Origin of the sequence: Aeromicrobium sp. REDSEA-S32_B7, assembly GCF_001626145.1 — a bacterium.
In the GTDB taxonomy this organism is placed as follows: Bacteria; Actinomycetota; Actinomycetes; order Propionibacteriales; family Nocardioidaceae; genus Aeromicrobium; species Aeromicrobium erythreum.
In genome coordinates, this window is the sequence record NZ_LUNF01000289.1 from 1 (window position 1) to 12069 (window position 12069).

The 12069-nt window shown below is 72.9% G+C and carries 13 protein-coding genes; 11 read left to right on the top strand and 2 right to left on the bottom strand.

Annotated features, from left to right (window positions below; translation table 11 throughout):
• The 6 genes from A6Q79_RS16955 to hemB form a co-directional block, all read left to right on the top strand.
• On the top strand, window positions 1-276 hold a 276-nt coding region (locus tag A6Q79_RS16955), incomplete at its 5' end, for a glutaredoxin family protein (protein WP_317698834.1).
• Between the two features lie 167 nt (window positions 277-443).
• The gene (locus tag A6Q79_RS16960) at window positions 444-1133 is read left to right on the top strand and encodes a redox-sensing transcriptional repressor Rex (RefSeq protein WP_083516218.1); all 690 of its coding nucleotides are present in this window, start codon (window positions 444-446) and stop codon (window positions 1131-1133) included.
• Between the two features lie 100 nt (window positions 1134-1233).
• The gene (locus tag A6Q79_RS16965; RefSeq protein WP_067854528.1) at window positions 1234-2544 is read left to right on the top strand and encodes a glutamyl-tRNA reductase; all 1311 of its coding nucleotides are present in this window, start codon (window positions 1234-1236) and stop codon (window positions 2542-2544) included.
• Window positions 2541-3500, top strand: coding sequence for a hydroxymethylbilane synthase (hemC, locus tag A6Q79_RS16970; RefSeq protein ID WP_067854531.1), 960 nt, complete (start codon window positions 2541-2543; stop codon window positions 3498-3500). Before A6Q79_RS16965 ends, hemC begins: the two co-directional genes overlap by 4 nt.
• Window positions 3497-5170 (top strand): bifunctional uroporphyrinogen-III C-methyltransferase/uroporphyrinogen-III synthase, encoded by a 1674-nt coding sequence (locus tag A6Q79_RS16975; protein WP_286689721.1) that lies wholly within the window; start codon window positions 3497-3499, stop codon window positions 5168-5170. The genes hemC and A6Q79_RS16975 overlap by 4 nt, the downstream gene beginning before the upstream one ends.
• Window position 5171: 1 nt before the next feature.
• Window positions 5172-6185, top strand: coding sequence for a porphobilinogen synthase (hemB, locus tag A6Q79_RS16980; RefSeq protein ID WP_286689720.1), 1014 nt, complete (start codon window positions 5172-5174; stop codon window positions 6183-6185).
• Between the two features lie 713 nt (window positions 6186-6898).
• Here the strand turns inward: hemB and A6Q79_RS16985 are convergent.
• Together A6Q79_RS16985 and A6Q79_RS16990 are read right to left on the bottom strand one after the other, a co-directional pair.
• Window positions 6899-7057, bottom strand: a complete 159-nt coding sequence (locus tag A6Q79_RS16985; RefSeq protein ID WP_317698835.1) for a hypothetical protein — start codon at window positions 7055-7057, stop codon at window positions 6899-6901.
• Window positions 7054-8028, bottom strand: a complete 975-nt coding sequence (locus A6Q79_RS16990; protein ID WP_317698836.1) for a lytic murein transglycosylase — start codon at window positions 8026-8028, stop codon at window positions 7054-7056. Before A6Q79_RS16990 ends, A6Q79_RS16985 begins: the two co-directional genes overlap by 4 nt.
• A gap of 212 nt (window positions 8029-8240) precedes the next feature.
• Here A6Q79_RS16990 and hemL point away from each other — a divergent pair, with 212 nt between their 5' ends.
• The 5 genes from hemL to A6Q79_RS17015 form a co-directional block, all read left to right on the top strand.
• Entirely contained in the window at window positions 8241-9554 is a 1314-nt protein-coding gene (gene hemL / locus A6Q79_RS16995) for a glutamate-1-semialdehyde 2,1-aminomutase (RefSeq protein ID WP_286689718.1), read from the top strand.
• 40 nt (window positions 9555-9594) lie between these two features.
• Window positions 9595-10251, top strand: a complete 657-nt coding sequence (locus A6Q79_RS17000; RefSeq protein ID WP_067854547.1) for a histidine phosphatase family protein — start codon at window positions 9595-9597, stop codon at window positions 10249-10251.
• A 3-nt stretch (window positions 10252-10254) separates the two neighbouring features.
• Entirely contained in the window at window positions 10255-10839 is a 585-nt protein-coding gene (locus A6Q79_RS17005; protein ID WP_067854550.1) for a TlpA disulfide reductase family protein, read from the top strand.
• Window positions 10840-10874: 35 nt separating this feature from the next.
• Window positions 10875-11582, top strand: coding sequence for a cytochrome c biogenesis CcdA family protein (locus A6Q79_RS17010; RefSeq protein WP_236749860.1), 708 nt, complete (start codon window positions 10875-10877; stop codon window positions 11580-11582).
• A partial coding sequence (locus A6Q79_RS17015; RefSeq protein ID WP_317698837.1) for a cytochrome c biogenesis protein ResB occupies window positions 11582-12069 on the top strand: 488 nt, incomplete at its 3' end. The genes A6Q79_RS17010 and A6Q79_RS17015, both read left to right, overlap by 1 nt.

The following is a 12069-nucleotide window of genomic DNA, read 5'->3' on the forward strand; positions in this document are numbered from 1 at the left end:
GGGCACGCCCCTGCCGTGCCGCACGCTCACGACGCCCGGGTGGTCGTGTACAGCCGCGCCGGCTGCCACCTGTGCGAGGCGGCCGAGGCGGAGGTCGAGCGGGTCTGCGCCGAGCAGGGCAGCGACTGGGCACGGGTCGACGTCGACACCGACCCCGAGCTCGTGCGCCTCTTCCACGCGATGGTGCCGGTGGTGTTCGTCGACGGCCGTCAGCACGACTTCTTCCGCGTGACGCCGGCCCGGCTGGTCGCGGCACTCGACCGCCCTGCACGCTGAGCACGAGCGAGTGGGGCGGTGAGGAGCGGCGTCGCCCTACCACGGCCCGTGTGAGGAATCCCACCCACCCCCGTCGTCGATTTTGTTCCGTCGTTCACAAGCTCGTAAACTGATCCGTGCGCTGCCCGCCCACGTCGGGTGAATCCTTTGCGGCGCGATGGAGCACCGTGACCCTTCTGCGCGAGACCCCGACCGGGACCCCCGATCCCGCGGCGGCATCGGCGACCCGCGACGTCCCTGACGCGACGCTCGCCCGCCTGCCGCTGTACCTGCGGGTGCTGCAGACGTTCGCCGACGCGGGTGCCGCGACCTGCTCGTCGGTCGAGCTGGCCGAGGCCGCGGGCGTGAACCCCGCGAAGGTGCGCAAGGACCTCTCCCACCTCGGCTCCTACGGCACCCGCGGAGTCGGCTACGACGTCGAGTACCTGCAGTACCAGATCGCGCGGGGCCTCGGGCAGACGCAGACGTGGGACGTCGTCATCGTCGGCGCCGGCAACCTCGGCTCGGCCCTCTCGACCTACGGCGGCTTCGCGCCGCGCGGCATCCGCGTGGCGGCCGTCCTCGACACCGACCCGTCCCGCGTGGGCAGCACGGTCGGCGACGTCGAGGTGCGTCCGCTCGACGTGCTCGACGCCGTCGTCGCGGAGCACGCCATCGCGATCGCCGTGGTCGCGGTGCCCGGCGAGGCCGCGCAGGAGGTCGCCGACCGGCTCGTCGCCGCCGGTGTCACGAGCATCCTCAACTTCGCACCTGCCGTGCTGCAGGTGCCGCCCCACGTGCAGGTGCGCAAGGTCGACCTCTCGGTCGAGCTGCAGATCCTCGCGTACCACGAGCAGCGGAAGGCGGAGACGGCATGAGCGAGCGCCAGCTGGGGGCACCTCCCGCTTGCGGGGGCGCGAACGATGGGCACCTCGTGCCGGCACGTCCGTACCGTGCTCTTCCCACGGAGGTGTCGGCATGAGCGTGTTGGTGGTGGGCATGTCCCACCGGTCGGCCCCGATCGACGTGCTGGAGCGCGCGTCGCTCGACACCGACGCGGCGGTCAAGCTCGCGCACCGGGCGCTGGAGACCGCGTCGGTCACGGAGGCCGCCGTCATCTCCACGTGCAACCGGGTCGAGGTGTACGTGGAGGCCGACCGGTTCCACAACGCCCTGGAGGACGTCTCGCACCTGCTGGCCGAGCACGCGGGCCTCGGGCGCGAGGACCTCGTGTCGCACGCGTACGTGCACTACGACGACTCCGCGGTCGCGCACCTGTTCTCGGTGGCGGCGGGCATGGACTCGATGATCCTCGGCGAGAGCCAGATCTTGGGCCAGGTACGTCAGGCGCTGCACACGGGCCAGGCGGAGTCGACGGTCGGCTCGGCGCTGAACGCGCTGTTCCAGCAGGCGTTGCGGATCGGCAAGCGGGGGCACGCGGAGACCGGGATCGACCGGCTGGCGCCGTCGACGGTGACGGCCGGCCTCGACGCCGTGGGCGACGTGGTGCTCGAGCCCGACACCCGGTTCCTGGTGGCGGGTGCGGGCACGATGGCCAGCCTCGCCGTCCGCACGCTCGTGGAGCGTGGTGTCGAGCCGCGTCGGATCATGGTCGCGAACCGCACGTTCCAGCGCGCCTACGAGCTGGTCGCCACGTTCGGGGTGAGCGCCGTCCGTTGGGAGGCGCTCGACGTCGAGCTGGCGGCCGCCGACGTCGTCATCAGCTGTACCGGCGCGGCCGGGTCGGTCTTCGAGACCGACCGGGTGGCCGCTGCCCTCGCCCGCGGCGGTCGCCGGTCCGAGGAGATGGTGTTCGTCGACCTGGCGCTGCCGCGCGACGTCGCCCCTGGCGTGGGCGAGCTCGACGGGGTGACCGTCATCGACCTGGTCACGCTCGCCGCGCGCTCGGAGAACGCCGAGCTGGCCGGCGACGTGGAGCAGGTGCGGGCGATCGTCGCCGACGAGGTGCGCAGCTTCCTGGCCGCCAAGGCCCAGTCGCGCGTGACGCCGACCGTGAAGGCGCTGCGCAGCATGGCCACCGAGGTCGTGGAGGCCGAGACGGCGCGTCTGCTGGGCCGCCTCGACGGTCTCGCGCCGGAGCAGGTCGAGCAGGTCAGGATCGCGCTGAAGCGGGTCGCGGACAAGCTGATCCACGCGCCGACGGTGCGCGTGCAGCAGCTGGTCGACGGTCCGGCAGGTCTCACGTACGCCGACGCACTGTCGGACCTGTTCGCGCTCGACCCCGCCACGGTCGATGCCGTCACGCAGGTGAAGGGAGGCAAGGGATGAGCGACCGCGCCCCCCTGCGTCTCGGCACCCGTGCCAGCGCCCTCGCCACCACCCAGTCGGGGCAGGTGGCCGCCCGCATCACCGAGCTGACCGGTGTCGAGGTCCAGCTCGTGACGGTCAGCACCGAGGGCGACCGGAACCAGGCCCCCCTCACGCAGATCGGCGGCACGGGCGTGTTCGTCGCGGCCCTGCGCGAGGCGGTGCTGGAGGGTCGGGTCGACCTCGCCGTGCACTCGCTGAAGGACCTGCCGACGACGCCCGACCCGGCCCTGACCCTCGCGGCCGTCACGTCGCGGGAGGACCCCCGCGACGTGCTCGTCGCGCGCGACGGGCTCACCCTGGGCGAGCTGCCGCCCGGCTCCCGGGTGGGCACCGGCTCGCCGCGTCGCGCCGCACAGCTCAACGCGCTGGGGCTCGGCGTCGAGATCGTGCCCGTGCGCGGCAACGTCGACACCCGCATCGGCAAGGTCACGTCGGGCGAGCTCGACGGCGTCGTCCTCGCCCGCGCCGGGCTCCTGCGCCTGGGCCGGGAGGACGAGGCCACCGAGGTGCTCGACCCGATCCAGGTGCTCCCCGCGCCCGGCCAGGGGGCCCTGGCCTGCGAGTGTCGCGCCGACGACGCCGAGACCGCTACGATCCTCGCCGTGCTCGACGACCCGGACACCCGGGCCGCCGTCACCGCCGAACGTTCCCTGCTCTCCGCGCTGGAGGCAGGGTGCAGCGCACCCGTCGGTGCGCTCGCCGACGTCGTCTGGGGAGACGACGGCGACGAGCTGTGGCTGCGCGCTGTGGTCGGAGACCCCTCCGGCTCACCCACCATCCGCCTGTCCGCCTCCGGCCCGCTCAGCGAGCCGGCAGCGGTCGGCGAACGTCTCGCTGCCGAGATGCTCGCCGAAGGTGCGTCCGAGCTGATGGCCGACACCCCGTCCGGCACATCGATCGGACCCACCTCATGACCACCCGGCAGTCCAGGAAGAAGACCGACACCGTGACACCACCCACCACCGCCACCGTCGAGGCACCCGCGAAGCAGGACCCCGCGCCCAAGCGGAGCCCGAAGCCGCTGGGGCACGTCAGCTTCGTCGGCACCGGTCCGGGCGACGCCAGCCTGCTGACCGTCCGCGCGGCCGAGCTCATCGCCGAGGCCGACGTCGCCATCATCGAGCAGCCCGACCAGGCTGCCCTCGTGCCCGAGGGCGTCGAGGTCGTGGACGGCGGCGTCGGTGAGGACGGCACCGCCCTCACCCACGCCGCGCGCGCCCGGCTCGTCGTCCGGCACGCCAAGACCGGCGCGCACGTCGTGCGTCTCGTCAGCGGCGACCCGTTCACGTACGCCACGGCGCCCGAAGAGGCCGCCGCGTGCGCGAAGGCCGGCATCGCCTTCGAGATCGTGCCCGGCGTCTCGTCCGTCACCGGCGTCCCCGCCTACGCGGGCGTGCCGCTGACCAACAAGGCGCACCGCCAGTACCGCGTGGTCAGCGTCGGCGACGCCACCATCACCTGGGCCGACCACGCCGGCACCGACACGCTCGTGCTGCTGTCGGCGGTCGCGCGCATCGGTGAGGCCGCCGCCGGCCTGATCGAGGCGGGACGCTCCCCGGAGACGCCCGTCGCCATGACCCGCGTCGGCACCACGACCGAGCAGACGACCGTCGTGTCGACGCTCGCCGACATCGCCGTGGACGCGAAGGCCGCGGCCATGACGTCGCCGGCGATCACCGTCGTCGGCGAGGTCGTCGCGATGCGTGAGGCGCTGTCGTGGTTCGAGACGAAGCCGCTGTACGGCTGGCGCGTGCTCGTGCCGCGCACGAAGGAGCAGTCGGCCGGCCTGGCCGCGCGCCTGCGCTCCTACGGCGCGGTGTCGGAGGAGGTGCCGACGATCTCCGTCGAGCCGCCCCGCAACCCCCAGCAGATGGACAAGGCCGTCCGCGGCCTCGTCGAGGGCCGCTACGAGTGGGTCGCGTTCACCAGCGCGAACGCCGTGAAGGCCGTGCGCGAGAAGTTCGAGGAGTACGGCCTCGACGCGCGCGCGTTCTCGGGCCTGAAGATCGCCGCCGTCGGCGAGAAGACCGCCGAGGCGATCAGCACCTGGGGCATCCGCGCCGACCTCGTGCCAAGCGGCGAGCAGTCGGCTCGCGGCCTGGTCGAGGACTGGCCGCCGTTCGATGAGCTGCTCGACCCGATCAACCGGGTGTTCCTGCCGCGCGCCGACATCGCCACCGAGACGCTCGTGGCCGGCCTGCAGGACCTCGGCTGGGAGGTCGACGACGTGACCGCCTACCGCACGGTGCGGGCGGCGCCGCCGCCGGCGCCGACGCGTGAGGCGATCAAGACCGGCAAGTTCGACGCGGTGCTGTTCACGTCGAGCTCGACGGTGCGCAACCTGGTCGGGATCGCGGGCAAGCCGCACGCGTCGACGATCATCGCGTGCATCGGCCCGGCCACGGCGCAGACGGCGGAGGAGCACGGCCTGCGGGTCGACGTCCTCGCCGAGCAGCCGTCGGCGGACGTCCTCGCGGACGCGCTCGCCGAGTTCGGTGCCGCCCGTCGCCTTGCCTTCCTGGAGGCGGGAGAGCCGGTGCTGAAGCCGTCGCAGAAGAAGCCGTCGTCGCGGCGCAAGGCCTGACGTGACGTCCCAGGACCGACCGTCGCTGGGTCGTCGGTCGCCGGGCCGACCGCCCGTCCACCGACCGCGCCGTCTCCGCACGACGCCCGCCATGCGGGCGCTCGTGCGCGAGACGCGCACGGAGCCGTCGCAGCTGGTCCTGCCGATGTTCGTGGCGGAGGGGCTCACCGAGCCCAAGCCCATCGCGAGCATGCCGGGCGTCGTGCAGCACACGCGCGCGTCGGCCCGTGAGGCGGTGCGTGAGGCGGCCGGTCTCGGCCTGGGCGGCGTCATGCTGTTCGGCGTGCCCGAGCGCAAGGACGCGGTCGGCTCCGGGGCGCTCGACCCCGACGGCATCCTCAACGTCGCCCTGGCCGACGCCCGCGACGAGGTCGGCGACGACCTGCTCGTCATGGCCGACCTGTGCCTCGACGAGTTCACCGACCACGGCCACTGCGGCGTGCTCGACGACCAGGGTCGCGTCGACAACGACGCGACGCTGGAGATCTACGGTCGGATGGGCGTCGTGCAGGCCGAGTCGGGGGCCCACCTCGTGGGCCCGAGCGGCATGATGGACGGCCAGGTCGCGGTGGTGCGCGAGGCGCTCGACGACGCGGGGCACACCGACGTCGCGATCCTCGCCTACGCCGCGAAGTACGCGTCGGCGTTCTACGGACCGTTCCGCGAGGCCGTCGACTCCTCCCTCCAGGGCGACCGCAAGACCTACCAGCAGGACCCCGGCAACGCCCGCGAGGCGCTGCGCGAGACCTTGCTCGACGTCGCCGAGGGTGCCGACATCGTCATGGTGAAGCCGGCGCTCGCCTACCTCGACCTCGTCGCGTCGATCCGCGCCGCCGTCGACCTGCCCGTCGCCGCCTACACCGTGTCGGGCGAGTACGCGATGGTCGAGGCCGCCGCCGAGAAGGGCTGGATCGACCGCGAGCGCACCGTCTCGGAGACAATCACCTCCATCCGCCGCGCGGGCGCCGACATCGTCCTCACCTACTGGGCTGCCGAGATCGCTCGCCGCGCCTGAGCGTTCGGCTCTCTGTGAGGGACCTGCGGCTGCGTCGGTGTGGTTCGTCGGAGACCTACGGCTGCGTCGGCGTAGCTTCGCGGTCGAGGTGGGGCTGCGCTGGCGCGGCTTCGTGTGGGTGTGGTCTCCGAAAGGGCCTCGACCGGGCGGCTGGGCGGTCGCTGGTCCAGGGTCTCGGGCTGCGGGTCGCGTTCGGGATGGAGGCACGATTCTGCGTTCGCGCCCCCCCTGAGCGGTAGGTGTGCCACCCAATCGACGTTGGCGGTGGGTCTGCCACCCTTCCCAGCGCTCGACAGGTGGCAGGCCTACCGCTGAGCGGGGCAGGGATGGCAGGCCTACCGCTGAGCGGGGCAAGGGTCGCAGGGATCCTTCCTTCGCGCGCTGAAGCCCGAACACTTCTGCGTTGACGACGGGATCCCGTAGCGAACGCAGAAATCTTGGCCCCTCGACGCACGAACGCAGAATCTTGCGTCCCACGCGGGCCGCAGCCCGAGAACCCGACCCACCGCCGCACCCAGCTGCCCGGTCGAGGCCCCTTTCGGAGACCACACCCAGCGTCAGCCGTGTCAGCGCAGCCTCACCCAAACGAGAAGCCGCGCCAGCGCAGCCCCGCCCGAGCAGCAGGCCGTGCCGACGCACCCGCGGGGACTCCGGGAAATCCCCCGACGCGACGAACCCCCGACCACCGGCCGGGGGTTCGTCGTCGGGGCGGGTCAGCCCTTCGTGTACTTGTCCATGCAGGCCTTGAAGCGGGCCGCGTGGGTGTCGACGGGGAGGAGGGAGACCTCGACGGCGCAGCGCAGGTTCGCCTCGGTGGCGCTGAGCAGGTCGGTCACCGGCTTCGTGATGGGCGCGAGGGGGGTGTCCTTCACGGCACCCTGCACGGTGCCGCCGACGGTGGAGCCGCCACCGGACCCGCCGGTCGAGCCGCCGCCCGTGCCGCCGGAGCCACCTTCGTCGACTCCTGGACCTTCTGCTCCTGCTTGGCCGCGTCGCGACGCTCGGCGGGGGTGAGGGTCTGATCGAACGAGCGGCTGGTCAGCACCGAGCCGGTCGACGTGCCGTTCGGGGTAGCGGTGAAGTCGCCGCTCGCGTAGGCCTTGCTGATGCCGAGCACCAGGTCGACGTACTCCGAGGAGTTGTTGTACCGGCGGACCGCTGCGGCGGCGCCGTCCTGCGTCGACAGGTCGCCGCTGCCGGAGCACAGGTAGATGGCGGCCGCCGTGGCGGCGTCGTTGATGTTCTGGGGGTCCTTCTTGCCGTCACCGTCGGCGTCGACGCCCACCGAGCGCCACGTGCCGGGGATGAACTGCATCGGACCGACCGCGCGGTCGTAGACCGCGTCGTCGTCGAGCGCACCGTTGTCGGTGTCGCGGATCTCGGCGATGCCGTCGCGACCGTCGAGGGGGATGCCGTAGATGCCCGGCCTGGCCACGCCCTTCGCGTCGAGCGCGTTGCCGCCGGTGCGACCGTGGTTGGACTCGACCCGCCCGATCGCGGCGACGAGGTGCCACGGGAGGTTGCACGACGCGTCGGCCTTGCCCAGCAGCTCCTCCGCGCGGCGGTACGCCGACAGCGCGGCCGTCGGGATGCCGTTGGTCGACAGCGTCGCCAGGGTGCCGCTGGCGCCGGCGCGCGAGTCGACGCCCGGGGGCGCTGCCTGCACGCTCGCCGGCTGCTCGAACGCGGTGGCGGGGACGTCGGGGATGTCGTCGGCGCTCACCCGGTCGCTGGCCGTGGCCAGACCGGTGTTGCTGATCGCCGCTCCCCAGGCGACCACCAGCAGACTCATCGGCACCAGGGCGCTGGCCTTCTGCCAGCGGCTGAGCTTGCGTGCTCCCATACGTCTCGTGTCCCTCCCGCGACCGCCGTGGCGGCGGTCACAGTAACCAGATGTTACCGGCCACCACTCCCTCGTGGATGTGGCCTGCATCTCATCAACGACGGATGTGTCCCTCAGGTTACGTCCGAGTGGCCCGTGCGGCACGCCTGACGGACGACAGGAGCCCCCTGCCGCCGTCCCGGCGCTGGGCCCGACCCGGGACAATGGTGACCATGTCCTCCACCCCGCAGTCCCAGCAGTGGTTCGACCGCGCCGTCCAGGTGTCGCCGGGTGGCGTGAACTCCCCGGTGCGCGCCTTCCGGGCCGTCGGCGGGACACCGCGCTTCATGACGTCGGCCCAGGGCGCCTGGCTGCACGACGCGGACGGCACGCGCTACCTCGACCTGGTGGGCTCGTGGGGCCCGATGCTGCTCGGCCACGCGCACCCGGAGGTCATCGCCGCGGTCACCGAGGCCGCCGGCCGCGGCACGTCGTTCGGCACGCCGAGCCCGCCGGAGGTGGAGCTCGCCGAGGAGATCGTCGCCCGGACGCCCGTCGACCTCGTCCGCATGGTCACGTCGGGCACCGAGGCCACGATGTCGGCGATCCGCCTCGCCCGCGGGTTCACCGGTCGCACGCGGGTCGTGAAGTTCGCCGGCTGCTACCACGGTCACGTCGACTCCCTGCTCGCCGAGGCCGGGTCGGGTGTCGTCACCCTCGGCCTGCCGGGCTCGCCGGGCATCCCGGCGCACGTCACGGCCGACACGATCGTCCTGCCCTACAACGACCGCGACGCCGTCACCGCGGCGTTCGCCGAGCACGGCGACGAGATCGCCTGCGTCATCACCGAGGCCGCCGCCGGCAACATGGGCGTCGTCTCCCCGCTTCCCGGCTTCAACCAGTTCTTGTCCGAGACGTGCGCCGCGCACGGGGCGCTGCTCGTCAGCGACGAGGTCATGACCGGCTTCCGCGTGACCCGCTCCGGCCACTGGGGCCTCGACGGCGCCCAGGAGGGCTGGCGTCCCGACCTCCTCACGTTCGGCAAGGTCATGGGCGGCGGGTTCCCCGCGGCCGCGTTCGGCGGGCGCGCCGACGTCATGGCCCTCCTCGCGCCGAGCGGCCCGGTGTACCAGGCGGGCACCCTCGCCGGGAACCCCGTCGCGTCCACCGCGGGGCTCACCACGCTGCGCCTCGCCGACGACGCGGCCTACGCCCGCCTCGACGACTGGTCCGCCCAGGCCCGGGCGCTCGTGTCGTCGGCGCTCGACGACGCGGGCGTGCCGCACGTCGTGCAGAACGTCGGCAGCATGTTCAGCGTCGTGTGGGGCCTGACCGAGCCCGTGCACGACTTCGCCGGCGTGCAGCGCCAGGAGACGCACCGCTACACCGCCTTCTTCCACGCCATGCTCGACGCCGGCGTGTACCTGCCGCCGAGCGCCTACGAGTCCTGGTTCGTCTCGGCGGCTCACGACGACGAGGCACTCACTAGGATGGCCGAGGCCCTGCCCGCCGCGGCGCGTGCCGCTGCAGCGGCCACCCCGGCCTGACCGAGCCCGACGGCACACCGTCCACCGCGAGGAAACCCCCATGAGCGAACGCACCATCGTCCACCTGATGCGCCACGGCGAGGTGCACAACCCGCAGGGCGTCCTCTACGGACGGCTCCCGGAGTTCTACCTGTCCGACCTCGGGCACCAGATGGCCGAGCGCGCCGCCGACCACCTGTCGACGAACGAGATCGTGCACCTCGTCTCCTCGCCGCTCGAGCGCGCCCAGCAGACCGTGGCCCCGCTGGCCAAGCTGCTCGAGGCGCCGGTCACGACCGACGACCGCGTCATCGAGGCCGACAACCTCTTCGAGGGCCGCACGGTCGGTGCCGAGCCGAAGGCGCTCCTGCACCCCAAGAACTGGTGGCTGCTGCGCAACCCGTTCCGCCCGTCGTGGGGCGAGCCGTACCGCGAGATCGCCGCGCGCATGCAGGCTGCCGTCGCCGACGCCCGCGACGCCGCCCGCGGGCACGAGGCCGTCATCGTGTCCCACCAGCTCCCCGTGTGGATCGCGCGCCAGGCCTACGAGAAGAAGTCGTTCGTGCACGACCCGCGCACCCGCCAGTGCTCGCTCGCCAGCCTGACCAGCCTGACCTTCGACGGCGACCGCTACGTCGGCTTCACGTACGCCGAGCCGGCCGGCGACCTCCTGCCCGACGCCCTGAAGGCCGGCAAGAAGTTCGTCGGGGGCGCCTGAGCCGTGAGTCGTTCCTCGCGCCGCCGCGGCGCCGCCGTCGTCCTCGCCCTGGCTCTCGTCGTGCTCGCGGCGTGCTCCGGTCGCGGCACGGAGGGCTCCACCGGCGGCTACGTCAGCGCCAGCCGCTTCGTCACGTCGGTCCCCGTCGAGGACCGCACCGACGCGCCGGTGCTGGAGGGCGAGGACCTCGAGGGCAAGCGCATCAGCTCGGCCGACTTCGCCGGCAAGACCCTCGTCGTCAACGTGTGGGGCTCCTGGTGCCCGCCGTGCCGCAAGGAGGCGCCGGTGCTGGAGGAGGTGGCCCAGCAGTACGCCGACCGCGGCGTGCAGTTCCTGGGCCTGAACGTGCGCGACCAGACCGCTGCCGCGCGGGCCTTCGAGGAGCGGATCGGCACGACCTACCCGAGCATCGTCGACTCCGACGGCCGCCAGCAGCTCGGCTTCGCCGACAGCCTCCCGTCGCAGGCCATCCCCACCACGTGGGTGATCGACGCGAAGGGCCGGGTGGCCGCCCGCGTCATCGACCCCGAGCTGCGCGCCTCGACGCTGTCCGGCGTCCTCGACGACGTCCTGGCGAGCACCTCGTGACCGACTGGTTCGCCGACACCGTCCTGTCGGGGTCGCTGCTGCTGGCCGTGCCGATCGCCGTGCTGGCGGGCCTCGTGTCGTTCTTCTCCCCGTGCGTGCTGCCCCTGCTGCCCGGCTACCTCTCCTACGTCAGCGGCGTCGGCGTGCAGGACCTCGAGACGAAGGGTCGGTCGAGGCTGCTGCTCGGGTCGGTGCTCTTCGTCCTCGGCTTCACGGTGGTCTTCGTGACCGGCGGGGCCCTGTTCGGGGCGCTCGGGCAGGAGCTCTACGACTACCGCCGTGCCATGTCGGTGGTGCTGGGCATCGTGGTGATCGTGCTCGGACTCGTCTTCAGCGGCGTGCTGCCCATCCTGCAGCGCGACGTGCGCGTGCACGCGGTGCCCGCGGTGGGGGTCGCGGTCGCGCCACTGCTCGGGCTGTTCTTCGGCCTCGGCTGGCTGCCCTGCATCGGCCCGACGCTGGGCGCGGTGCTCACCCTCGCGAACAACTCCGGCACGCTCGAGCGGGGTGCGTTCCTGACCTTCGTGTACTGCCTCGGGCTCGGCGTCCCGTTCGTGCTCGCGGCGCTCGGCTTCGGCCGGTTCATGCACGCCGTCCGCTGGGCCCGCCGGCACCAGCAGACCCTCCAGCGGGTCGGTGGCGGCCTGCTCGTCGTCGTCGGCGTCCTGCTCGTCACGGGCGTGTGGGACGCGGTCGTCGTGCAGCTCCAGACGTGGGCCGGCGGCTACGGGGCGGCGATCTGATGGCCCGCTCCCGCAAGGACCGCGCGCCCGCGGAGCTCGCCCCGGCGCTCGGACCGGTCGAGACGCTGCGGTGGGCGTGGCGCCAGCTGACGTCGATGCGCACGGCGCTCCTGCTCCTGCTGCTGCTCGCCATCGCGGCGGTCCCCGGCTCGGTCGTGCCGCAGCGTGGTGTCGACGCCCGCGCGGTCGAGGCGTTCCAGGCCCGTCACCCCGACCTCTCGCCGTGGCTGGAGCGGCTCGGCGTCTTCCACACGTACACGTCGCCGTGGTTCAGCGCGGTGTACGTGCTGCTGATGGTCTCGCTCATCGGCTGCATCCTGCCGCGCACGAAGGTCTACCTGAGGTCGGTGCGCGCGCGTCCGCCGCGGGCCCCCCGCAACTTCGACCGGCTGCCGGCGTCGGCCACCTTCGAGACCGACGCCGACGTCGAGGAGGTGCTGGCCGTCGCGCGCGGTGCGCTGCGCGGTCGTAGGCGCCACGGCGCTGT